General features: G+C 54.2%; 25 protein-coding genes. 6 read left to right on the top strand and 19 right to left on the bottom strand.

All coding sequences use genetic code 11. From position 1 onward, the window contains the following. The 3 genes from DYY88_RS02250 to dapF form a co-directional block, all read right to left on the bottom strand. On the bottom strand, positions 1 to 1026 hold the full coding sequence (locus tag DYY88_RS02250; RefSeq protein ID WP_039725243.1) for a permease: 1026 nt from the start codon (positions 1024 to 1026) through the stop codon (positions 1 to 3). Positions 1027 to 1204: 178 nt separating this feature from the next. Next, positions 1205 to 1888, bottom strand: a complete 684-nt coding sequence (gene surE / locus DYY88_RS02255; protein WP_039725244.1) for a 5'/3'-nucleotidase SurE — start codon at positions 1886 to 1888, stop codon at positions 1205 to 1207. 241 nt (positions 1889 to 2129) lie between these two features. Then, the gene (dapF, locus tag DYY88_RS02260) at positions 2130 to 2984 is read right to left on the bottom strand and encodes a diaminopimelate epimerase (protein WP_039725245.1); all 855 of its coding nucleotides are present in this window, start codon (positions 2982 to 2984) and stop codon (positions 2130 to 2132) included. Between the two features lie 334 nt (positions 2985 to 3318). Between dapF and DYY88_RS02265 the strand changes: the two genes are divergently transcribed. After that, positions 3319 to 3582 carry an Hfq-related RNA-binding protein gene (locus DYY88_RS02265; RefSeq protein ID WP_236146292.1) on the top strand — a complete coding sequence of 88 codons (264 nt, stop codon included), beginning with the start codon at positions 3319 to 3321 and terminating at the stop codon, positions 3580 to 3582. A gap of 109 nt (positions 3583 to 3691) precedes the next feature. Next, positions 3692 to 4624: a M23 family metallopeptidase gene (locus DYY88_RS02270; protein WP_130199302.1), complete on the top strand. Its 933-nt coding sequence runs from the start codon at positions 3692 to 3694 to the stop codon at positions 4622 to 4624. Between the two features lie 234 nt (positions 4625 to 4858). Here DYY88_RS02270 and DYY88_RS02275 read toward each other — a convergent pair whose 3' ends face one another. From DYY88_RS02275 to DYY88_RS02285, 3 genes are all read right to left on the bottom strand, one after another. Continuing rightward, positions 4859 to 5776: an SMP-30/gluconolactonase/LRE family protein gene (locus tag DYY88_RS02275; protein ID WP_044150869.1), complete on the bottom strand. Its 918-nt coding sequence runs from the start codon at positions 5774 to 5776 to the stop codon at positions 4859 to 4861. Positions 5777 to 5788: 12 nt separating this feature from the next. Next, a complete protein-coding gene (locus tag DYY88_RS02280; RefSeq protein ID WP_039725246.1) occupies positions 5789 to 6592 on the bottom strand; it encodes a glucose 1-dehydrogenase in 804 nt (267 codons plus the stop codon). Between the two features lie 158 nt (positions 6593 to 6750). After that, positions 6751 to 7632, bottom strand: a complete 882-nt coding sequence (locus DYY88_RS02285) for a M28 family peptidase (RefSeq protein WP_044150871.1) — start codon at positions 7630 to 7632, stop codon at positions 6751 to 6753. Positions 7633 to 7929: 297 nt separating this feature from the next. Between DYY88_RS02285 and DYY88_RS24830 the strand changes: the two genes are divergently transcribed. Both DYY88_RS24830 and grxC read left to right on the top strand, forming a co-directional pair. Next, the gene (locus DYY88_RS24830; RefSeq protein ID WP_302849222.1) at positions 7930 to 9063 is read left to right on the top strand and encodes a septal ring lytic transglycosylase RlpA family protein; all 1134 of its coding nucleotides are present in this window, start codon (positions 7930 to 7932) and stop codon (positions 9061 to 9063) included. Between the two features lie 209 nt (positions 9064 to 9272). Continuing rightward, positions 9273 to 9539, top strand: a complete 267-nt coding sequence (gene grxC, locus DYY88_RS02295; protein WP_039725247.1) for a glutaredoxin 3 — start codon at positions 9273 to 9275, stop codon at positions 9537 to 9539. A 158-nt stretch (positions 9540 to 9697) separates the two neighbouring features. On the opposite strand, the gene hpf is transcribed toward grxC, so the two are convergent. Next, complete coding sequence (hpf, locus tag DYY88_RS02300) at positions 9698 to 10324, bottom strand: ribosome hibernation-promoting factor, HPF/YfiA family (RefSeq protein ID WP_039725248.1); 627 nt, start codon at positions 10322 to 10324, stop codon at positions 9698 to 9700. Between the two features lie 152 nt (positions 10325 to 10476). Between hpf and lipB the strand changes: the two genes are divergently transcribed. Both lipB and DYY88_RS02310 read left to right on the top strand, forming a co-directional pair. Then, positions 10477 to 11199, top strand: coding sequence for a lipoyl(octanoyl) transferase LipB (lipB, locus tag DYY88_RS02305; RefSeq protein WP_044150873.1), 723 nt, complete (start codon positions 10477 to 10479; stop codon positions 11197 to 11199). Positions 11200 to 11576: 377 nt separating this feature from the next. After that, the gene (locus tag DYY88_RS02310; protein WP_052288206.1) at positions 11577 to 11978 is read left to right on the top strand and encodes a hypothetical protein; all 402 of its coding nucleotides are present in this window, start codon (positions 11577 to 11579) and stop codon (positions 11976 to 11978) included. Between the two features lie 389 nt (positions 11979 to 12367). Here DYY88_RS02310 and DYY88_RS02315 read toward each other — a convergent pair whose 3' ends face one another. The 12 genes from DYY88_RS02315 to DYY88_RS02365 form a co-directional block, all read right to left on the bottom strand. After that, complete coding sequence (locus DYY88_RS02315; protein ID WP_044150875.1) at positions 12368 to 14002, bottom strand: MFS transporter; 1635 nt, start codon at positions 14000 to 14002, stop codon at positions 12368 to 12370. A 106-nt stretch (positions 14003 to 14108) separates the two neighbouring features. Beyond that, positions 14109 to 14642, bottom strand: a complete 534-nt coding sequence (locus DYY88_RS02320; RefSeq protein ID WP_044150877.1) for a tol-pal system YbgF family protein — start codon at positions 14640 to 14642, stop codon at positions 14109 to 14111. A 118-nt stretch (positions 14643 to 14760) separates the two neighbouring features. Next, positions 14761 to 16038, bottom strand: a complete 1278-nt coding sequence (locus DYY88_RS02325; RefSeq protein WP_044150879.1) for a M20 family metallo-hydrolase — start codon at positions 16036 to 16038, stop codon at positions 14761 to 14763. Positions 16039 to 16118: 80 nt separating this feature from the next. Further along, entirely contained in the window at positions 16119 to 16604 is a 486-nt protein-coding gene (locus DYY88_RS02330; RefSeq protein ID WP_052288207.1) for a DUF4265 domain-containing protein, read from the bottom strand. A gap of 119 nt (positions 16605 to 16723) precedes the next feature. Continuing rightward, on the bottom strand, positions 16724 to 16873 hold the full coding sequence (locus DYY88_RS23925; RefSeq protein ID WP_160299493.1) for a hypothetical protein: 150 nt from the start codon (positions 16871 to 16873) through the stop codon (positions 16724 to 16726). Between the two features lie 179 nt (positions 16874 to 17052). After that, on the bottom strand, positions 17053 to 17706 hold the full coding sequence (locus DYY88_RS02335) for a VC0807 family protein (RefSeq protein WP_130199303.1): 654 nt from the start codon (positions 17704 to 17706) through the stop codon (positions 17053 to 17055). A gap of 220 nt (positions 17707 to 17926) precedes the next feature. After that, complete coding sequence (locus DYY88_RS02340) at positions 17927 to 18538, bottom strand: glutathione S-transferase family protein (protein ID WP_039725251.1); 612 nt, start codon at positions 18536 to 18538, stop codon at positions 17927 to 17929. Between the two features lie 189 nt (positions 18539 to 18727). Beyond that, positions 18728 to 19126, bottom strand: a complete 399-nt coding sequence (locus tag DYY88_RS02345; RefSeq protein ID WP_072041284.1) for a type II toxin-antitoxin system VapC family toxin — start codon at positions 19124 to 19126, stop codon at positions 18728 to 18730. Continuing rightward, positions 19123 to 19401, bottom strand: coding sequence for a type II toxin-antitoxin system Phd/YefM family antitoxin (locus DYY88_RS02350; RefSeq protein ID WP_039725252.1), 279 nt, complete (start codon positions 19399 to 19401; stop codon positions 19123 to 19125). The genes DYY88_RS02345 and DYY88_RS02350 overlap by 4 nt, the downstream gene beginning before the upstream one ends. Positions 19402 to 20028: 627 nt before the next feature. Then, a complete protein-coding gene (locus tag DYY88_RS02355) occupies positions 20029 to 20493 on the bottom strand; it encodes a hypothetical protein (RefSeq protein WP_039725253.1) in 465 nt (154 codons plus the stop codon). A 237-nt stretch (positions 20494 to 20730) separates the two neighbouring features. Next, positions 20731 to 21951 (bottom strand): diaminopropionate ammonia-lyase, encoded by a 1221-nt coding sequence (locus DYY88_RS02360; RefSeq protein WP_201278918.1) that lies wholly within the window; start codon positions 21949 to 21951, stop codon positions 20731 to 20733. Beyond that, positions 21944 to 23200, bottom strand: a complete 1257-nt coding sequence (locus tag DYY88_RS02365) for a Zn-dependent hydrolase (RefSeq protein WP_039725254.1) — start codon at positions 23198 to 23200, stop codon at positions 21944 to 21946. Before DYY88_RS02365 ends, DYY88_RS02360 begins: the two co-directional genes overlap by 8 nt. Positions 23201 to 23320: the final 120 nt, after the last annotated feature.

Genomic DNA, 23320 nt, shown 5'->3' on the forward strand with positions numbered 1-23320 from the left:
TCACCAACTCGTATACAGATTCACAGCCAGGGTCAGCACAAAGGTTAACTGCGCCGCCAGCACAAAGAGATACACCACGGCCCGCCCCTTAAAGGTGGTCAACAACAGCGAAATATTTTTCAGGTCGATCATCGGGCCAAAGACGAGAAACGCCAGGATCGACCCGCTGGTGAAAATGGACGAGAACGACAGAGCAAAGAAAGAGTCGACCGTGGAGCAAATGGACACCACCCAGGCCAGCAGCATCATCGCCAGGATGGAGGTGATCGGCCCTTGCCCCAAATCTAAAATCCACTCGCGAGGAATAGCGACCTGGACGGTGGCGGCGATCGCGCTACCAAACACCAGCACCGCTCCCAGTTCCCGAAACTCTTGCAGCATCATTTCTAAAACCGCTTGGGCTTTGTCGCGCCAAGACTGCTGCGGTAGGGCGGTAGTGGCCCCCAGGGTCGCCATCATCGGCTGGTCGAGTTTCAGGGTGCCAGTGGATTGCAGTAAAAAGTCGCCGCCGCTGAGCAAGTTACTGCCGCTGCCCACTAAAGCGGGTTCTGGCTTGGGTTCGGGGCTGGGCAGGTAGCGGGCGATCGCGGGCTGCAAAAAGGGCCGCATGTCTTTTTGCACACTAAACACGCAGGCAATGATGACGGAGATCAGAATGGTCAACCCGACTCGCCAAAACACCATGGCGGGCTGATCGCGAAAGGCAATCCAGGTGGCCCAAAACACAATCGGATTCACCGTCGGAGCCGCCAACAAAAAGCCGATCGCCAACGCTGACGGCGCTCCCTGCATTAATAACCGCCGCGCCACGGGCACGTTGCCACATTCGCACACCGGGAACAGGCAACCAAATAAGCTGCCAGAAATCGCGGCCAAAACGGGATTCTTGGGGGTGTAGGCGATGAGCTTACGTTCATCGACCAAGACCGCCAACATGCTCGAAAAAGCGACGCCCAACAACAAAAATGGCGTCGCTTCGACCAGCAAACTCAAAAATAACGTCAGACCTTGGTTGAGTTGAGACATCGCTGTCCAGATTGAAAACCAGCTCCGATAGGTTGCTTAGATGGGCCGAGATCGCGCCACCCCAGCTAAGCAATCCCACTATGATAATGCGTCTTGATCCCCACTGTGTGGACTGGCTAGTTTGGGCCTGACGTGCAAAACCATCCTGCCGCCATGGCAGCGGGCGGAAACAGAAAGCTCACCACAGGCGAATTTCCGCAATGCTGATGTTGCCGGAGAGGCAGACATCGACATCGGCACCGGGATCCCGAGCGCGATCGCCATAGCGCCCGGTGTAATGAAACTGTCCGTTCTCGACTTTGAACTCAGTAGGCAATGGCTGCGTACAGGTGCGACATATCACCATGTCCGGGTCGGGATCATCCGCCTGCAAATGCGGCAAATTCACGTTCCAAAACTGCCCCGGCTCTGGTTTGGACTGCATCAACTTGTCCAGCACTTTGCGGGTTAGACGAGTCGCGACGGCCCAATCAATGGGTTGCCGATTGTGGATGTAGTGAGAAATCGCGATGCCCGGCACCCGCAGCAACGTTGCCTCGCGCACCGCCGCCACCGTTCCCGAAACATGAATGTCGGCCCCCATGTTGCCGCCCGCGTTGATGCCTGAGAGCACCCACTGCACCTCGGGATAGAGATAGCTCACCGCCACGCGAGTGCAGTCGGCGGGAGTCCCTGCGATCGCATGTTCTGTGGCTTGCCGTTGCTCAATGGCGATCGCGCCGCCCCGGTTCAACTGATGGCTGCAACCGGATAAGGGGCGATCGGGGGCCACGATAGCCGTGGCGTGTGCGGGTAAAGCGGCCTGCAAAGCTCGGATGCCAGGCGCGTCGATGCCGTCATCGTTGGTCAAAACTAAGGTCATGTGGGGAAAAGAGTGGGTGAGTGGCAGGGTGTGAGGGTGGCAGAGTATGAGGGTGAAGGGGTTGTTGGGTGGCAGGGTATGAGTGGGGCAGGATGGCAGGGTATGAGTGGGGCAACAAGCTACTAATACTGCGGGAGTGTTGGCAGCGATCGCTGTCGGCCAATCGGCCCTGACCTCCGAACGGCCTCCTTCACCCCTGACTCAACGCCTTACCCTCAGACCCATCTACCCTCACTCCCACTCACTCCATCCCCCCCGCAAAGACTTTCTCCGCTGGGCCAGTCATATAGACGCGATTATCGATCGCTGACCACTCAATCTTGAGGGGACCGCCCGGCAACTCGACGGTGGCAGTGCGATCGCAGCGTTCGGTCAAGACACCCGCCACTAAGGACGCGCAAGCGCCTGTCCCGCAGGCCAGCGTGGCTCCCGCGCCCCGTTCCCACACCCGCATTTTCAGATAGTCGCGGCTCATCACTTCGATGAATTCTGTATTGGTGCGCTGGGGAAAAACCTCGTGGTGTTCGAATTTGGGGCCGATCGCGGCTAAATCAATGGCATCGGCATCGTCCACAAACGTGATGCAGTGAGGATTGCCCATGCTGACGCAAGTCACCACCCAGTCTTGCTGTGCCACCGTGAGCGATTTGCTGATCACGCGCTCGTCAGCGGCGGCCAGGGTCGTGGGAATCTCGCCCGCCATCAGAATCGGTTCGCCCATATCGACAGTCACTTGCCCATCCGGCTGCAGCGTCGGCGTAATGGTGCCGGCCAGGGTATGGATGGTGTAAGCCTTGGGTGGGGCCACAGGAACGCCGTCAGCAGTTTCTAATTCCGCAATGAATTTGGCCAGACAGCGAATGCCGTTGCCACACATCTCCGGCTCAGAACCGTCGGAGTTGAGAATGCGCATAGTGTAGTCGGTGCCCTGTTGCCCTGGCAGCACAAAAATGACACCATCGCCGCCAATGCCAAAGTTGCGATCGCACCACTTAACCGCTTGCTCGGCGGTCAATATCAGGTCCGGTTGATGGCGATTGTCCACCAGTACAAAGTCGTTGCCCAAGCCGTGATATTTGCTAAATGCGATCGTCATCGGTTTTTCCTTTCCCTGCTGCCATGTCGAATGCTGGTCGAACGGTATTGAGCGAAGCGATCGCCGACACCGTTTTCCCAGCGAATAGGTCTCCCTTATCGTAAAACGTCCGTTGGCTGGATTGATCATTGAGAGGAGAAAGGGAACATCCGCTCAGTTGGGCTCAGCGCCAGGAGAGGTGATTTAACAACTCGCAAGAAACGGCCAGTCCACAATTTAGCCCCGATGACACAAGCGATTCAGCCCTTGTTTTCGCCTTTCCCAGGGGATCACGAAAGGCTTGATGTGACTGACTTTCACGAAGTTTGTCAATCCTCGCGAAAGGTGGGTACCCTTGAACGCAGTACCAGTCGTTTATGAGCAGCATCCCCTGTTGATTGCCATGGCTTTAGAACTTGAAACCGGCTTACCGAGCACGCGCCTCTTGCAAAGCTACATGCGCGATAAAAAGACCGTTGAGGTGAAACTCGTCACAGGCGACACGGTTATTGGCACCTTGGCTTGGCAAGATCCACAATGTATCTGTGTTGATGTCGAAGGCGAGCCGACTGTGATCTGGCGCTCAGCGCTCGCATCGATGAAAGGGACGTCTGCATAATCCTGTGCTAGCGTCAAAGCGAGTGCGGCGACTCGGCTCAACTCGCAGAGCCGCCCACGTAGAACGAGTTTTGGATTAATTGCTCCCTAATTACCCAGCCTTGATCGCCATGAAACAGACCTTTTCGTTCTATGGATTACCAGGGCTGAATGCGGCTCTCAAGAAATTTCAGTTTTCTTGGAAATCGGTGGTGTTTATGGCCCTAGCGGGCGCGGTGACGCTGTTTGTGACGTTAGCGCATCGTCCGGCCTATGCCGCTTATGACGTGCAGATTCGTCCCGCTGGGCCGAGCCAGGGAGACACCGTCGCCATTGTGACAACCGAGCCGCCGGGGGCGACCAGCATCCCCACGGTGCGCATCAACGATGTGACTTATCCCACCTTTGCCATTGGCGAGGGACGCTACCGCACGTTTTTACCCACCAGTCCGCTCCATGCCTCAGGGGAATACATCATCAAGGTGGAAGGTCCTAAGGGGCTGCGGAATCCGATGGTGTGGTTGAGCGATCGCAGCTTCCGCACCCAGTACATTAATTTGCCGCCGGGCCAAAGCGACCTGGGCACCGACTACGAATTCGATCGCGTCGATGCGTTCAAACAAATTCAGAGTCCCGAAAAATTCTGGAATGGGCCATTTCGGCGACCGAGTCAGGGGCGGGTCAGCTCGGAATATGGCGTCCGGCGCTATTACAACGGCGTGTTTGCCAATGACTATTACCATCGCGGCGTGGACTATGCTGCGCCGGTGGGTACTCCTGTGGTGGCTCCAGCGGCGGGGCGCATTGCGCTAGTCGGTCGAGTGTCCCAAGGGTTCGAGCTCCATGGCAACACGATTGGCCTAGATCACGGCCAGGGCGTAAAAAGTATTTTTATTCACCTCAACAGCATCAGCGTGAACGAGGGGGATTTTGTTCAGGCGGGTCAGGTCATTGGCACCATCGGCAACACAGGTGCTTCCACCGGACCGCACCTGCATTGGGGCCTCTATGTCAATGATGTGGCGGTCGATCCCGAACCCTGGCGCAACGGCACGATCGAATAGTGATGTTCCTTGCTAGCAACCTCACTAACTTCCTCAGGAAAAGGAATCTAATTTGAGGAGATCTTCAGAAACAAAAATATCTGGCTGCGGTGCATGACGCTGCGCTCATGGCACCCTACGAGCGGGCAATTCTTTTCCAGAGATCTCCTGAAGTGTCGACAGCTGTCTCGGCTGTTCGAGCGTAAGCCAGATGTCGGCCCGACAAAACTCGGATTTTTATAAAACCATGATTCTTTAGCGGGTGGGGCTTGAGTCCACTCTCATGCTCGTAGGTAACTGACCGCAGCGATCGCTGGGGAGTCCCTGAATATCGGTCCGCAAGCAGAACAAGTCCCCGGCTTGGTAATACTGCTTGAGCTCTGCTTGTGACATGCCCGCCGAGGCGGTGGTGATATACAGGTCAGTCAGGTGGGGGCCGCCAAAGGTACAAGCCGTGACCAAAGGGACAGGTAGCGCGATGCGTTGCATTTCTCGTCCCTGCGGGTCAAAGCGGATGACACAACCGCCGTTCCACATGGCCGACCAGAGGCAGCCCTCAGCGTCAACGGTCAACCCATCGGGATAAAACAACTCGTGGGTCAGGTCAATGAAGGGACGGCGATCGCAGATGGCCCCACTCTCCGCCTCAAAGCGATACGCATAAATCATCTTGCGGGGCGTATCCGTGAGATAAAACCGACTCTGATCGGGGCTCCAGCCCAACCCGTTTGAAATGGATAACCCGGTTTCCACTTGCCGGAGCGTACCATCGCGATCGTAGCGATATAGATTGGCTAACGGCTTCTCGTCATTATTCATCGTGCCAATCCACAAGCGACCGTAACCGTCGCAACGCACGTCGTTCAATCGGTTATCAGGACGATCCGCTTCGATGGGCACGAGGGGCGTCACCTGCTCTGTCGTTAGATTGAGTTGGCCCAAGCCGTTTTCTTGAGCCACGATCAGATGGTCGCGATCGCCCAAAAATAAGCCACTGACCAGCGTGTCCAATTCAATGAAGGCATCCGTGGCCGTCGCCGGATCAAAAGTGTGGACACGGCGATTGTAAATGTCGACCCAGTGCAGCACTTGACGCTCAGCGTTCCACAGAGGACCTTCGCCCAGACGAGCGCGCACTGAAAGGACGTTTTGCACAGCAGGATTAGCAGACATAAGCGCTAAAAGTTAAGCAGACCAGGGCTCGCGAAAGTCAGCATAGAGGGTGAGACCACCATCAATGTAAAGGGTTTGTCCGGTAATGTAGGTTGCCTCGTCACAGAGTAAAAAGGCGGTGGCGGCAGCCATTTCTTCCGGCGTGCCCGGACGCCCAAGCGGAATGTGGCGGTTCACAATGGCTTCCTGTTGCGGGTCATCGACCCAATCATCGTTGATAGGGGTTTCGGTCGCACCGGGCGCGATCGCATTCACCCGAATCCCCTGACGCGCGTATTCCAGCGCCAACGTGCGGGTGAGATTCCCCATCCCCCCCTTGCTGATGGAATAGCTAATGTACTGGGGCCGTGGAATCACCTCATGCACACTCGAAACATTGATGATGCTGCCCGGTTGCGACTGCTGGAGAAACTGCTGAATGGCAGCGCGCGCACAGAGATAAGCCCCCCGCAAATTGACATTGATGACTTTATCGAAATCCTCAGGGCTGACTTCATGGGAAGCAGCCTCCATCTGAATGCCCGCATTATTGACCAAGATGTCGAGACGCCCAAAGGTGGCGATCGCGGTGTCAAAAAGCTGTTTAATGTCGGCGACTTGTGACACGTCTGCTTGCACTTTGAGGGTTTGGCTCGGGTAGCCAGCCGCTGTGGCCCCCTCATGGGCTTGCTGGGCCGTCGCCTCAGCCCCTTCGGCATCGCTACGATAGTTGATAACGACGTTGCAGCCTTCGGCAGCTAGTCGCACCGCGATCGCCTGCCCAATACCCGAACTCGCCCCGGTAACGATCGCGGTCTTCCCTTGCAATCCTTTCATGATGGTCACCTGTCGCTCCAACCTGAATCATCTGTCGCTAACGTAAGGCGTGTTCGAAGGCCCGAACATCTCCTGAGGGAAAGAGATTGCCGCTTGTCGATGGGGACCGCTTCAGCGAAGCCATTGAATAGCCTTAAACCATTAATCGAGGATTCGCGCTACCCAATCGCCAGTAATCCAGCCATGAGCCCTCGGCAAATGTGAGTCATAAAGTCGAGGTCGAGCGTGTCGAGGCGATCGCTGGGCTGGTGATAATGAGGATTTCGCAAAAAGGCGGTGTCGGTCACCATCAACGCCGGATAGCCACAATCCCAAAACGAGGCGTGGTCGCTTTGGCGCGTCGCGGGTATCGCCTGCCCCCGATTAGGCACGGGCAGATATTCACAAGCGGCCCCCGCCTGTCGAATATGTTTTTTGAGACGCCGCATTTTTCCCAGCGTTGAGGGGTTACCAACAAGCGCAATGTAGTCGCCCCGGTTGGGATACACCTGAGCCAATAGTGGCGAAGGATAAGTTTGGCTATGGGGAGTGCGATCACAATAGCCCAGCATCTCTAGCGACAGCATCAGGTGAACGGACTGGTTCTGAGCCTGCAAGCTGCGGGCATAAGCGCGACTGCCGAGCAAACCATACTCTTCCATATCAAAGGCCACACACCAGATAGGGCGAGGCAATGCTTGGGTAGCCAGATAGCAGACGAGTTCTAGCAGCACCGCAACGCCACTCGCATTATCGTCGGCACCGGGTGTGCCGGGCACTGTGTCATAGTGCGCCCCGATGATTAACGGAGCAGTTGCGGCTGGGTCGGCTGCGGGCAACTGCACAATCCAGTTGTGATGCTGGCGAGATCGCACTTCAAAGGTGTGACCAGTCACGGTGCCCACGGCGGCAAATTGGCTTTGGATATATTGCTGCGCAAGATAATGACTGCCCTCAGCAAGGTAGGGATCGCGATCGCCCACTAATTTTTCCAAATGACTTAAGAGACGGGCTTTTAATGATTCATGTAGGCGCAATGCTTCTGCATCCTGACTTGACATAGCAGCCTCTTAACACAACTTAAAGATTCCTTAAACTTTCTTGAAAAGGCTTGCATAGCCGCGATCAGACACCACGGGTCTGCCTCAAGACTGATCCCCAAGTGAAAAAGATCTGTTTATACTGGATGGCTAAAGCAATTTTGTATCCAGTTACACGGATATAAAACTGATTGCTACGCTCAATCTACAGGTCTTGGCCTCTGCCAAATCGTCATGGAAATTTTAGGAATTGTTTGGGCAGCATCAATTATTTGTCCCGCATCTGCCGCTGCTAAGTCTACACAGAGTATTTGTTCTGTGCCGACCCCACAATACGAATCTTTGCTTTTGCCTGAGCGGCCCGAGTGGCTGCAGTGGCTTTCACCGTTGGATGATCAGGCTGCATCCACCAAAGAGACGCTGAAGTCGGATGTCGTCTGGCGGTCCCATTGGAGCGTCAGCTCGGTGGATGCGACCCCGACGGGTACCGTGTCATCGGCTCAGATTGAGACCCTGGTGCCCGCTATTGGGGTGGCGTTGACCAGTTTTAAGCCCGTCACTCAGGCGTCCACCGTGGTGGATGTGGCCGCTGCCGAGATGGCCATGGCCGACAACGTCTTCGACGAAAAGTGGCATAGTTGGTCGGCGGTAGCGGCAGTGCGGGTCGAACCGAGTACGCCCGAGGCTCCCGCCATGCCAGAGCTGACACCTCGTCAATGCCTCTCGGATGCCGACATAACCTATCAGCCCAGCGCCCTGGCCATCAAAGCGTCCCCCAAATATACCGTTTGGCTGCATAACCACTTGGTGGGCGAAGCAGCTGGACAGGTGGCAGCGGAAAAAATTGCGGCCCAACTGCGATCGCTGCTCCAATCTGGCACCTTGCAGCCCAGCCAACTCACCCCGCTAGTAGGCCCCGACTTCATCGGTGTAGCCCACGGTGGTGAAATCCTCTTTGTGGTGGATGAAACCCTGCAACCGCATCCCGAAGTACCGGCCGCCGTGACGGCAGTGCAGTGGGTCAATAATCTGCGCCACGCCTTGAACGAGGAACCGATGGCGTTAGCCCAGGTGCAAATGGTGCTCAATGGTCTGGCGGAAACCTCAGAAACGCTATATGGCACCGCGTCATGGTACGGCCCTTATTTTCATGGTCGACAGACGGCCAATGGCGAAATTTTTGACGAGAATGAGCTGACCGCTGCCCACAAGACCTTACCTTTCAACACCCGGCTCAAAGTGACGAATCGGATGAATGGTCGCTCGGTGGTCGTGCGGATTAACGATCGCGGCCCCTATATCGGTCAGCGATCGCTCGACCTGTCCAAAGCGGCGGCACGCTGTTTAGGGAGCACTCAAGATGGTGTTGTGCCCTACGAAGCCGTGATTTTAGAGTCCGTCCCCCCCACCGAGCGGGGCGAATTTACGACCGCTCAGCTCACGTTGGATTAGCCCTCCCCCCGCCAATGGACAAAAACCCATGTCGGTAAAACCGGCAACTGGGGAGCGACAGGGGCGCGATCGCGCTGAACAGAAACATGCGAAATCGCCCCCTTTGATGACCATGCCATGCCACCGCCATGGTCATGGTCGTGTCTAGTTCAGCTAAACCGTTAAGATGAGTAACGAAATCATTTGAAGCAACGGTAGAGGTTGAGCTGATGGCAGCACCTAACGTCGAAATCTACACTTGGAGCAGTTGCCCCTTCTGTATTCGCGCAAAGGCTCTTTTGGACCGCAAAGGGGTTGATTACACCGAATACTGTATCGATGGGGATGAAGCCGCTCGCGACCAGATGACTGAGCGGGCCAACGGCAAGCGTTCCTTACCGCAAATTTTCATCGACGATCAGCACATCGGCGGCTGCGATGAGCTGCACGGTTTAGAACGTCAGGGACAATTAGACCCCTTACTAGCAACCGCGTAAGTTTGAGCCCAAAGCCTCCCAACTAGATGCTTTTAGTCCACTTTGCTCAAGCTGACGCAGTCAGCTGCAAATCTGTGGGTGAAACTAATGAGCCCCCTCTGAAGATTCTTCAGAGGGGGCTCAGGCTAACGGCTACTCACGATGGGTGACGTGACTCATTAAGCGAAGTTGGCCGCATGTTGTGGACTGTTGGCCTCACCATTTTGATGTTGCCGGGGCTGCAAGAGGCCATATCCCCCATGGTTGCGCTCATACACCACATTGATTTCGCCCGTTTCCGCGTTGGAGAACATGTAGAAATCGTGATCAACTAGTTCCAGTTGCTCTAGCGCTTCCTCGACGGTCATCGGGGGCATTGAGAAATACTTGGTTCTCAAAACCGCATCGGGTAGGGTGGGTGCTTTGTTCAACAGGGCAGAAACGTCAGCGGTGGGGAGATCGGTACTCAACAGGGCGTCGTTAGGCTTAACCGATGAAGTGTTCCGACCGTTGCGCTTTTCTTTGTATTTCCGCAGTTGACGGGTGATTTTATTGGCAACGAGATCAATACTGGCGTAGAGATTTTCGCTACTCTCCTCAGCCCGGACGACTGCACCGTTAATGTACAACGTGACTTCTGCGCTCTGTTGGGGAGGAGTTTTCCCGTTCTTAGCCACAGATAAGTTGACGTCTACCTCGTTCGTCAGATGCTTGAAATGATTGACGGCTTTGGTAATCTTTTGGTCAACATAACTGCGGATGGCATCCGTGATCTCGATGTTCTTGCCTTGAATCACGAGCTTCATAGAGTCGCCTCCGTTGCGATATTCTTTTGATACTCTCACCGTAGCAATGTTGTATTCTGCACGACAGTTAGCTTCAAGATCTTTTGCATCCGTTGATAATTTTTGATTTCTTTTTCACGAATATTTCTGTCTAACCTACTTTTCCCGTGTTAATGGACCGTGCGCGACCTCTGCCCTTAGCCCCGTTGCCCACCACCGCCGTGTGTCAGCTTTATCGCTGTGGTCAGGTGCCTTATGAAACCGCGTGGCAATGGCAGCGGCAACTACTGGCCCAGCGACGCACTCAGCCTGATCAGCCAGATACGTTGCTGCTGTTAGAGCATCCGGCAGTGTATACCTTGGGGCAAGGCGCGGACGATCGCTTCCTCAAATTTACGCCGCAGCCAGACCTGCCTCCCGTGATCAAAATCGAGCGCGGCGGCGAAGTCACTTATCACTGCCCCGGCCAACTGGTGGGGTATCCGATTCTGAATCTGCGACGGCACCAGCCTGACCTGCATTGGTATCTGCGCCAGCTCGAAGCGGTCATCATGCAGACGGTGGCGGCGTTTGGCTTGACCGGGGAACGGGTGAGCGGCTTGACGGGAGTTTGGGTTGAGGGCTGCAAAGTGGCGGCGATCGGCATTAAGGTCAGCCGCTGGATCACGATGCATGGCCTAGCGTTGAATATCAATCCTGACCTGGCGGGGTTTCAACGCATTGTGCCCTGCGGCATTAGCGATAAGCCCGTGGGCAGCTTGGCCCAGTTCATTCCGGGCATCACCCGGCAACAAGTGCAGCCAGTTTTCGAACAGCAGTTTGCGGAGGTGTTTCGACTGCAACTGCAGCCCCAAGATCCTGTTCAGTTGAGAGCGATCGCCCCGCCGCTGTTGTAGAGCCTGGCAGCAATTTTCTCTGACAAGGGTATCACCGATGCGATGCGAGCAGGTTCACGTTACAGTGATATTACTGACAAGGTGTATTTACAATTCGTGGCATTGTGAACCTTATGGTCGGTAGGCTCTTTCTGAGCTCTCATGCAATCGCCGGACGAGTCGTTGGCTAACACTGACAGATAAAATCTATCGGTCATTCGGTCAGATTGATCGAAGTGGGCGGGTGATTTGCCGGACGTTGTGGGACTCGCGATTCCATCAGGCATTTTTTTAGCCCTAATAGACGGAACGGTTGAGCGAAGATTTGGTCGCTGGTAATTCCCGCTAGTCAGTCAAAGATTGAGTTTGCAATTGATGCACGGTTACTAATCGCACTTATGGATCAAGGGGTGGGCGATTTTACAGCCAGGAATCAGGCGTGGCTATTGGAGCAAGCGGGCTTCGGTCTGGTTGATCAAGAGGCGGTGCGACCGACGACAGCGGCTGAGTCCACACTCACAACGGGGGTGACCGCCGCGCGAGGGGCGCAAACGCTCAGCTTAACCCGTGGCGTTTTGCCAGAGAGCCAGCGGGTTAACCGCACTTCTCACAGTCTGGAAGTGAGTCATGCGAGTCCTTTGGCACCGTTGCGCGCCCGCGATCGCGAGGCGCTGGATGATTTTTTTGAACGGGACGATGTATCGGATATTGCGCTAGACATTCATCGATACTTGTCGCGCATGTATCCTGAGCCCTGCTGGGAAGACGAACCGTACGAATTTCTCAAAGGCTTCATTTAAAAGGCTGTAGCAATCTGCAGTCTGGTGCCGAAAGCTCAACAGCTTTAAGCATGGGAATTGAATCAAAGTGTGGACAGCCGTCGTATCTATTTAGCGGGGCTTGAGATCCCCCGCTGTCGCTGCCCCCTAAAGCCCTCTGGGCACGGCTGCGCTAGGGCAAGGGGACTCCCGGCTCGAAGTCCCCCTTGTCAAGGGGGATTCAGGGGGATCAGTAGCAGCCTGACGCTAAACAGATACCAGCCGTCTCGGCTATCCGGGGCAGACAAGATGTCTGCCCAACAAAACTGGGGTCGACTCACGCGCTGTTAGGTTGACGGATTACCAGCCGTGGGTTTCGCCCGCTCAACACCCCGCTATCCAGCCCCCTAAAAGGTTCTCTCAGTGCGTCACTAGGTCGCGGGATGACGCTTTAGCCGTCGCAAGTGGGGCAAGCGAGTGGTGAGTAAGAGGCATCCCAAATTAGCCGCCAAAATAATGATCAGCGTGGTTTCCATGGCACCGAGGGCAGCCGTGGTAATAATCGTCTCTAAGGCCGGCTGCACGGTCTCGGGGAGCCGACCAAACAGGTCTCGCATTTCGGTTTTGGTAAATGTTTGAATCGCCTCTTGCAGATAAGTAATGGCGGATTGCCGGGTGGCCGCATCCACCGTTTGATCAAGCTCAAAGATGACCCCATCCACGATTTTGATGGAGGCGACGCTCACGAGCACGGTGCCGAGAATGCCGCGCCCCAGGGCTTGCCCAACCTTTTGGAGCGGGTTGAAGATACCCGTGGCTTCGGGCTTTTCGACCCGGCTAGCGGTGGAATAGGCGATCGCACCAATTTGTGAGGTAAATAAGCCCGACCCGATACCCGTAATGATCAACCCCGGCAAAAGACTCCAGCGGGTCATCCCCGGTGCGATCGCGCCCACTAGCCATAACAGACCGATGATTTCAATACTCAGCCCCAGCTGCACAATGCGGCGGGGCGGCAGTTGCAGATTAATAAACCGCACCATCAGCACAATCACAATAACCATGGCGCAGTTGTAAGGCAATACCGTGAGCGCAGTTTGAAAGGAATTGAGTTCCAATACGGGGGGAATGAATTGGAACAAATTAAACGACAGGCCGGTAATCAACGCGGAATGGAGGGTGGCCACCACGAGGCTATTGAGAAACGTGCGGCGGCTGAGGAGGCCCGCTTTTACCAATGAGGCGCGGCCCGTTTGGGTTTGTTGGCGCCGCCAAAAGACAAATAGCCCAAAACAGACTAAGCCCGACCCAATTAAGACTGGCACGATAGAAATGCCAAAGGGAATGAGCGGAGTACTCAGAAACACCAGATGTTTTTTCGCCTCCCACCAGCCAAACTCACCCGCAAGGCTGAGACCCAAGAGAGTGAGGCCCAGCCCAGCAAACGACAAGCCGCCGCCCACCCAGTCAACCGGGGTGTTGCGGGCGACCAGCTCGGCTGGAAAGTGAGTCACCAAATACCAGATCAGGGGAATGAGGGCGAGTTCAATCGGAAAGGCCAGCCGCCAGCTGAATTCAAACGCAATTAAGCCACCGATCAGTGAGCCGACTAAGCCGCCCGCGACCATCGACAGGGTGAGCAGCAAGAAGGCAATTTTTTCGGCTTTGTCGTCATAAAATCGGTCCATCAACGCCCAGGGAATGCTGACCAGGGGAGTGGCCGCAATTCCGGTGAGCAGGGCATAGTTGACCACAAAGAGTGCCATGGTGGGGCTGATGGCCGCAAATAGCGTGCCGATCGCAAAGAGGAGAAGCCCGCCACGAAAGATTTTCTGTCGCCCAAACCGTCGACTCAGGTTTTCGCTGGTGGGGGCAAAAGCGGCTGTCACTAAGGAGAGCAGCACCAGGGCGCTTTGCACATAGCCCACGTTAGAGTCAAAAGTGCGCACCAGGGGCGGCATGATGGCGGGCACAATGCCGATATGAAACGACACCATGAAGAGGGTGAGACATAATCCGATCGCCGATTTTTGGGTTGTGCCCGCTGGTGGTTCCCCGACGTCCATAGTTTTAAAACTCACAGGATGCCAGTATGGTATCCGGTTCGTCGGCACTTACTACAGGTAAGTCATGAACTCTCAGATATTTTGCAGAATTCGGACATCGGAACCGCTAGGCCAGCCACCACAAGCTACCCAACGTGAGCAAAATGACCGCGATCGCCGCCCATAAAAAGCCGTTGTCGCTGGTATTCATTTGACTCAGGTCTTCGGGCGGCGGCTCTGGCGGGGGCGTACGTTTGGGTTTGGCAGGCGGATCGTATTTGCGCAGGGTGAAGTCGGTGTCGTTGTTTTCATCCAAATCGCTGAGGTCGGGAATGGGGGTCAGCCAATCCGTCCGGCGCGAGAGCTGGGGCGCTTGCAAAATTTCGAGCACTCGCTTGCTCTGTTTGCGCACATCCAGGTCGGGGTGTTTAGTGAGTTTTTCGCCGAGGGCGATCGCATCGGGCAAGCGCCCCGCCGCCGAGTAGGCGTTCATCAGCCAGAGTTGAATGGTGCCCCCGAGAAAAGTCGCCCCCCCGGTGAGGCGCGTCCCTTCTTCAAACGCCAGCACGGCATCTTTGTAATTGCCGCGCTCAAACGCGATTTGTCCGGCGGCAAACAGGGCTTCGGCTTGGGTGATTTTGTCAGATGGCGGTCGGGTCATAAAGCGGATTTGACAGCGTAGCTAGGTTGAGTCAGAAACCTCAAGATAGCGTCTCTGGGGATTGGGTGAGGAGTGGCAGGGTAGCAGGGTGGTGGGGTGGCAGGGTGACTGAAGGGCTCTAGCGATCGCTCGCTTCGGCCAATTGCAGCAGCACTTGCAGGAGGACGTTGCTACCGTTTTCCAAATCTTCGGGGGCGGTGTACTCGTTGACGTTGTGACTAAGGCCGTTGACGCTGGGCACGAAGATCATGGCGGTGGGGGCGATCGCGGCAATCATCCCGGCATCATGTCCCGCCCCGCTGGGCATCCGTTTTACAGAACAGCCCAACGCTTGGGCGGTGCGTTCGACGGCATCAATCATGGCGGCGTCAAAGCTGACGGGTTCAAATCGGGCGAGGGATTGGGCGGTGACCTCCAGCCCTTCGGCAGTGGCGATCGCCTCAATCTGAGTTTGCAGTTCGGCCTCAGCCTGCTTCAGTAAATCGGAGTCGGTGTTGCGCAAGTCCACCGTTAGTTTGGCTTCCTTGGCGATAACGTTCACCAATCCCGGCTTGAGTTGAATGGAGCCGACGGTGGCGACCTGGTTGCCCCCCATTTTTTGGGCGAGTTGGCGGGCAGCAACCGCGATCGCGCTAGCGCCATACCCGGCATCGTGGCGCAAAGCCATGGGGGTCGTCCCCGCATGATTTGAGACACCCTTAACGGTGAACTCCTGCCAGGACATGCCCTGCACCCCGGTCACCGCCCCAATTTGAATGCCTTCGCGTTCGAGCACGGGGCCTTGTTCCACATGGAGTTCGACAAAGGCTTTGACGGGCTGGCTACCGCAGGGCACCGGGCCTGCATAGCCGATGCGATCGAGGTTTTCGGCGACGGTGGTGCCGTCTGTCCCCACTTCTGCCAGGGCCGCTTCGACGGATAGGCCGCCGCTAAACACCCAACTGCCCATCATGTCGGGGTGAAACCGCGCCCCTTCTTCGTTAGTAAAAAAGGCGACGGCCAGGGGATAGCGGGTTTGAATGTTTTGTTCGTTCAGGGTTTCGATGACTTCTAGCCCAGCCAAGACGCCGAGGTTGCCGTCATAGCGTCCGCCAGTGGCGACAGTATCAATATGAGAACCGGTCATGACGGGGGGGCCAGCTTCGAGGCCGGGACGAGTACCGACGACGTTGCCGAGCTGATCAATGGTGATGGTGAGGCCAAGCGCTTCCATCCAGCTCACGACGAGATCTCGTCCGGCTTTATCGGCATCGGTGAGCGCGAGCCGACAGACGCCGCCGCCTTCAATGGCTCCCACTTGAGCCAGTTGGTCTAATCGGTGCAAGAGGCGATCTCGGTTAATGCGCAGGGGCGACAGCGATCGCCGTGTAACGGGGGTATCGGTCGTCAGAGACATGATGATCAGATAAATGTGCGGCGACAAGATTGACTATAAACCTGACAACAATTGCTTTGCCAATCTTTGAAAGTACGGTGTCAGTCATTTTCTACATCATCCGGCATATCGTCAAAGCTGCCGTCGATTCTTGCTTCACAGGTTTCAAAAAACAAAAGACCTGCCTTTTCATATTCGTCTAACTGATCGTAGACTGCCACATAATCCCCACTGGGTTTGATGTCTATGGCAACATTTATTTCATCGGCTCGTTCATACGAGGCTTCATACTTTTCCAGCGTTCTCAAAAGATCAATCTGGCGTTCACGACCAATTTCTTTGTTAAAGATGATTCGATAGGTTCGATGTCCGCTTGGGGTTACAACCCTACGTATTTCTGGCTTGAGTTCATCAGAGTCAGCTGTGGCAACAACAATGTCTAAGAAATTTAGACCATATGCAAAGAATGGGACATTTTCGATACGATACAGGTCATTTCCCAGCGGAGTAGCCCAAAGTGATTCACCACCGATCGCCCAGTGATTTGGAAGATCGATATAAACTTTTTCTAAATTTTCGTTACTCATAGTTAGTGCCGCCTAACCAACTTATTGAATGGTAAGTTGCTGGATATTGTTCTAATCTAGATCGATCGCCAGAAGTTTTCTTCCGATCATGAGGCTGTGGGGCGATCGCAACAAAGTTTTCACATATTTTCAGGCATAGCCCAAAGCTCAGCACCATAGATCGCCCCCACTTGAGCCAGTTGATCGAGGCGGTGCAAGAGGCGATCTCGGTTAATGCGCAGGGGCGACAGCGATCGCCGCGTAACGGGGGTATCGGTCGTCAAAGACATGGGCAGCAGGGAAATCCAACGATAAGTTTGACTATAAACCAGACAACTTTGACGAGGCATCTCTGAATCGCTTCAGTATCGCAGGCTTGGAGATGATGTCATATTCAACAGTAAACCCGTTTTAAGGGCAGACACCACAACACCTATTTCAAGTCAAAAATTCAGTTCTAAAAGATGCTTTATGACCGATTCATATACCATCTTGGAAACCAGAAACTAAAGGCGATTAATACTGCCAGCAAAGGCGTACTTAAAGCTGAGCGAATGACCAAGAATAATTCCAGTGGCAACCAGATCTGCGAGGCGATTAGGATAGCCGCAGCCATGAGATGCACAATTCCCCATATTGCCGTGAGAATAATCCAGGCCGATCTGAATTCTTGAGACTGGCCAAATTCTCCAAGTTCCTCTGTTTTTGGTATTCCTCCCACTGCTTCAGCAAAAACAAGGATCAAAGGACGATAGATAAATAATGATCCGAAACAAATTAAACCCCAGAGAACGTGATCGATCGCGGCTGTGGTCAAATAAAATTCCGGATTCAATGTGATGAGCAAACCTACGACTTCAATGAAAGTCAAGGGCAGAGATAATACAGCAAAGAGATTTATCTTCTTGAGTGCTAGATGAGTCACTAAAATCACTGCTGCACTCCATCCCGCCGCTAGCAGGGCACCCACCAAGGGTTGCTCAAAGTGATGGAAGAGATAAAAGATTAGACCTGGAGTCAAAGCTCCAATGGCAAACTGCTTCCAAGGAAATCTTTGTCTCATCAACTCAGCTTCTGATACTAATATCGCCAGATTTTCACTTAAATCAGACCATTGATTCACGCTCTAGAGTAAGGGGAGACGGCGATCTCGGTTAATGCGCAGGGGTGACAGCGGTGGCCGCGTAACGGGGGTATTGGTCGTCAAATACATGATGCTCAAAAATATTCGGCGACAAGGTTGACTATAGCCCCGACGGCTTCTGCTTCGTCAACGGCTAATGATTGCGTTAACTGGGCGATCGCAACCGACCCTGTTGAGAAGCCCCAATACCGCCAGGTTATTAGGCGTTTTCTCTCGCCATTTTGATATAGCCAGGAATGCTTTCAAAATCTTTGAACCATCGCTGAATATTGGCATACTCTGATAAGTCAAAGCCGCCCTCATGGGCGACATGGGTGTAGGCATACAAGCTAATGTCCGCAATAGTTGCATTCGCCCCGAGAAAGAATTGATTGTCCGCTAAATGTTGTTCCATCACGGCCAGCGCTTTATGGCCACCTGCTTGTTTGGCGTGATATTCGGCTTCTCGCGCTTGGGGCAAGCCCAGGTATTTATTGATATATCTGGCGGTGGCAATATACGGTTCGTGACTGTATTGTTCAAAAAACTGCCACTGCAAAACTTTCGCCCTTTCGTACTTGGTTGAGGGCAAAAAGTCAGTCCCTTCGGCGAAGTAATTTAAGATTGCGTTGGACTCCCACAGATAGTTGCCGTCATCCAACTCCACCACGGGGATTCGGGTGTTGGGATTCATCTGCTTAAAGGCTTCGGTATGCGTCTCACTCGCGAGGATATCAACAGGAATCCATTGATGGGAAATATCTAAAAACTGCATCAACAATTTGATTTTGTAGCAATTTCCCGACAGCATATCTCCATAAACTTTATACATATAATTTCCTCACTCAACTCGCATCATCCTCATACTTCACTAGATCCAGTTAATCTCTGGAATTAACTCTGTAGCTTGCGTCATTCTAGTGGCACATAAAAATTCCCTTGGATTGGCGTAGTGTTGCATTTCTCCCGATCAGAAATTGACTGCCTTAGTTCAAAGGTTGTTCTTAACCATCCCAGGCTTCTATCGGCTGAATGGGTTTAGTATCTGAACATCACAGTGCTCAAAATCGCGAGTGTTTCGAGTTACCAAAGTCAGATGATGAACGTGAGCCGTAGCCGCAATCAGCATATCGGCCTGGGTGCGGGGCCTGCCCTGTGTCCGCAAGTTTCCTCGCAGTTCTCCTGCCCGTTGAGCAATCTCTGGGGTAATGGGAAGCACCTGACAATACGTGGTCAAAAATTCTTGAAACCATCCCTGAATTCGGGCGTTTGGCTTGGCGCTCAGTCCATAGATAATTTCTTCTAGGGTGATTACGCTAATTGCGATGGTCGTGATTTCTGCACTCCAGGCGATAACGCCTGAATCAGGTTGGGGTTTGCACAATTCGCTGATGACATTTGTGTCACATAGCAAGGTCATTGCAATGCTTCCAGAAAGGAATTAGGCCGATCGCTACGAGAGGGTAACTCAAAGGTGTAGTCTTCTTCGGCACAAAGCTGACGCAACTCTGAAAATGCCTGAGCTAAGGGTTTGGGCTGTTTTTGAGCCTGCCAAGCCAGAAACTCTTGCAGCAAATCGGCGCGAATAACCGCAGCGATCGGGTGATTGTGCTGATGGATAACTTGAGGGCTCTGTTCGGCAGCATCGAGAATTTCAGGAAAATGCTGCTGTGCTTCGTCGATGTTCCAGGTCATGATGATTCAGCCTCGCTGGGACGATGATCTAATTCTGTCAGCACCGCCTCGAACTTAGCATAGGTCGTCTAACGGACAACTCAGTTAGCGTTCAGCATACTGAATGCAATTCGCACTGACCTCAGCAACATAACCATTTTATTTAAACAGAAAATTTGCGCACGTTGTCTCATTCAGACAGAGTCGGGAGCTAAGCGCCATCAATCGCCCCCATTTAAGCCAGTTGATCGAGGCGGTGCAAGAGGAGATCGCGGTTGATGCGCAGGGGCAATCGCGATCATCGCATGGTTGGAGTATCGGTTGTCAAAGATATGACAATAAAATGACTAGTCAGCAATATATTTAAAGTGTGCGACAATCAAAAATGTGAAGACTTAAGAAGCAAGCGATATCCTGCCTGCCTTTGCGAAGTGCAATATAGATTCAAGTCACTTGCAATACTTTATAATAGATTCAAGTCACTTGCAATACTTTATACTTGAATAACTTCAACTTCTAAAAGTTCACACATTATTTAGCTGGTACTAGCTTGTGTCAAAAAGCCGAGTTCAAGCTCTACATATCACTTTTAAGATAATGGTAAATCTTTTGGTTGCCACAGATTCACTCAGTTTATATATCAGAGCACTATATAATCGACTGAACTATTAATACCAAACTTCCAACCAACCCAGTAACAACAAATACCAGGTGAGGAAACATGACATGATTCCACCATATCACCCTCCTCAAAAGCTTTGATTCTTCATTCTCTTTTCGGCATTCACTATAGGCCTTTATTATTCTAGGAGATGGGAATTCAGCTGACATTTCACCTTTCTGGCCTAGAAAGTTTTCGAGTTCGGCAATCCTTTTGAAGTGAGATAATTGAACCACTTTAAAGCTGGCCTCTGTCAACCAAAAAGAGATTCCCAGCAAGATGACTAAAAAGGGAACATAGATAGACTGAAGACTAATACCTGCACCCGTTACTAGTGCCCCTATCGATATACTCCAAGTCTTTATGTTTATAAAATACTCATCATATTTTTGAATAATATCTATGAGGTGATAGTATTCCCTTTCAAGTTTCTGTCTTGGTTCTCTATCCATTTGCCAAGCCTTTTTATTGCCCCGGTATAAAAACCACCAAAAAGCTTCTCAGTCACTTCAATTATAGCTTTAGAAATGAGTGTATAGGCTTGAAATACTGCCTAAGCTAAGGCTCAACTTATCTGTTGGTTTTACAAGGCAGAAAGTTTCACTACATTATTTGGACTAAAGTAAAATCAAAAAACTTCCTTACGATTCTGTGACTGCATGGTGTCACGGACACAAGTCACTACCGCATCAAATGTGCAGGGCAGATCTATTAATTAACTTTTGATAAATTTCGGGATCGGTTGCGCCTTCGGTACCGAAGGTGAGCACTCGCGAGGTGGTGGTGAGTCCCAACTGCTGGCGCAAATCCGATCGCTGCCCCACGGTCAGTAATCCGGCCAAACTCGCGACGCCTGATTCGCCACCGACAATGGGCGATCGCGGGTGGGCGAGGTGCTGCATGGTCAGCACCGCCGCCTCATCGGGAATGGTGATGAACCAGTCAGAGCTGTGGCGCAAGATGTCCCAAGCGATGGTCGAGGTGTGGCCGGAAGAGAGGCAGGCCATGAGGGTGTCTTGGTCGCCTTCCAGCGTCACCAATTTGCCTTGTTGGGCCGTAGCGTATACGCAGGCGGCGCGATCAGGTTCGACCACGATAGTGGTGGGGCGATCGCGGCCCCACCGTTCCCACAGATACGCGCACACCGCCGCCGCCAATCCCCCGACTCCCGCCTGCACGAATACATGGGTGGGCAGTTGGTCGGGCGGCAGTTGGTCAAAGACCTCGGCCACCATGACCGTGTAGCCCTGCATCACCACACTGGGAATGGTGGTATTGCCGGGATGGGCGGTGTCAGACACGAGAATCCAGCCGTGGGCTTGGGCATCTTCAGCGGCTTGACGCACCGAGTCGTCATAGTTGCCTGCCACCCGCACCATCTCAGCTCCGTAGGCAGCGATCGCCGCTTCCCGTCCGGCACTCACCCCCGCGTGCAGATAAATCACGCAGCGGCAGCCAAACTGCTGCGCCCCCCAGGCCACTGATCGCCCGTGGTTGCCATCGGTAGCGGTGGTGACGGTGACGGCTTGGGTCAGCTCGCGATACCGTCCAGAGAGCAGGTCGGCAGCGGTGAGGTCGGTTTGGCCCGTGGCTGTCTGCACATAATCCACCAGTTGCCGAAACACCGCATAGGCTCCCCCCAACGCTTTGAAGCTGCCCAGGCCAAAGCGATCACTCTCGTCTTTGTACCAAATCTGGTCGAGGTCGAGGTCGGTCGCGATTTCTGGCAGCGATCGCAACGGCGTCGGCTGATAGTTCGACCACTGGTGCAGTTCGGCCCAGGCGGCAGCGGTGCCTGACAACGAGAGCCACTGTTGAGGTTGATCGTCATACGCCAGGTCGCGCCGCGCTTGGGGATTGCGCAGACAGGCCACGGGCAAATTCGCAAACGGCGTCATCCGGTCAGTCATGGGTCGCCGAGTCGAGCTGTTCGTCCAATGCCATGAGCGTATGCAGCAGCACATCCGCCCCTTGTCCGCACTGCTCCGGCGAGGTGTATTCATCTTCGGCATGGCTCACCCCCGCCTGACTGGGCACAAAGATCATCCCCATTTGGGTAAAGCGACCAATCTCCTGGGCATCGTGAATGGCGCGGCTGGGCATGGAATAGTGGGTTAGGTTCAGGTCGTCGCACACAGCCGCGATCGCCCCCTGCACCGCCGGACTCGCCAGGGTCGGCTCTACAAAATGTTGAGGCCGCAGCTCAATCTGGGTGCCCGTGCTGGCCTGAATAGCGACAATGCGCTGCTTCAGCCCCTCGACCATTGCCCCCAGCGTCTCCAGTGACAAATCTCGCATGTCAATGGTGAGTTCCACTCGTCCGGGCACGATGTTGGCAGCGTTCGGGGCCACCGTCAACAGCCCCACCGTCGCCACCTGATCACCGGGAATATCCACCGCCACATCATGGACGGCGGCCACCAGCAGCGAGGCCGCATAGAGGGCATCTTGGCGCAGGTGCATGGGCGTCGTGCCCGCATGGTTGGGCCGCCCCGTAATCGCAACCTGAAAGCGCTGCAAACTGACAATGCCCTGCACCACGCCGATCTGACACTGTTCTGATTCCAGCACGCCGCCCTGCTCCACATGAAGTTCCAGGTAAGCGGCGATGTCCTGATCCGTCCGTCGGGCGCTGGGCAGGGCGGCCCAATTGCCCCCGACTCGCTCTAAACAGGGCTGAATCGCCTCCCCATTGAGCCGCCGAAAATGTTCGGGATCGCTCAGCTTCGCCGTCCCCGCCATGGCTTTGCTGCCAATCATTTCCCCCTCTTCATCGGTAAAGGCAATCACCTCGATCGCATGCCGCAACCGTCGCCCCGCTTCGTGCAGCGTCGCCACCGCTTCAATGCCCGCCAACACCCCCAACGCCCCGTCATAGCGGCCCCCGGTGGGCACCGTGTCAATGTGCGACCCGGTCGCCAGCGCGGGGAGATCTTCAGTGCCTGCATAGCGTCCGATCAGGTTGCCCGCCGCATCAATGGTCACGGTCATGCCTGCTGCCTGCATCGCTGCCGTCACCCATTGCCGCGCCGCCAGATCTTCATCGCTGTAGGCAATGCGCCACACACCGCCGTCGGGCAGTCGGCCAATACTAGCCAGTCCATCCAATCGCTGTTGCAGGCGATCGCGATCAATCCGCAACAAAGTCGCCGTTCCCATCACACACACTCGCTAAATCAGTCGTCTCATCCTGCCGAGAAAGCCCCAGCAGCGTTGTTGGCATCATTACACTCAAGTGACCACATCAGTCGGGTTTACGATAGCTGAACCCTAGTGTGT

Origin of the sequence: Leptolyngbya iicbica LK (assembly GCF_004212215.1) — a bacterium.
Classification (GTDB): Bacteria; Cyanobacteriota; Cyanobacteriia; order Phormidesmidales; family Phormidesmidaceae; genus Halomicronema; species Halomicronema iicbica.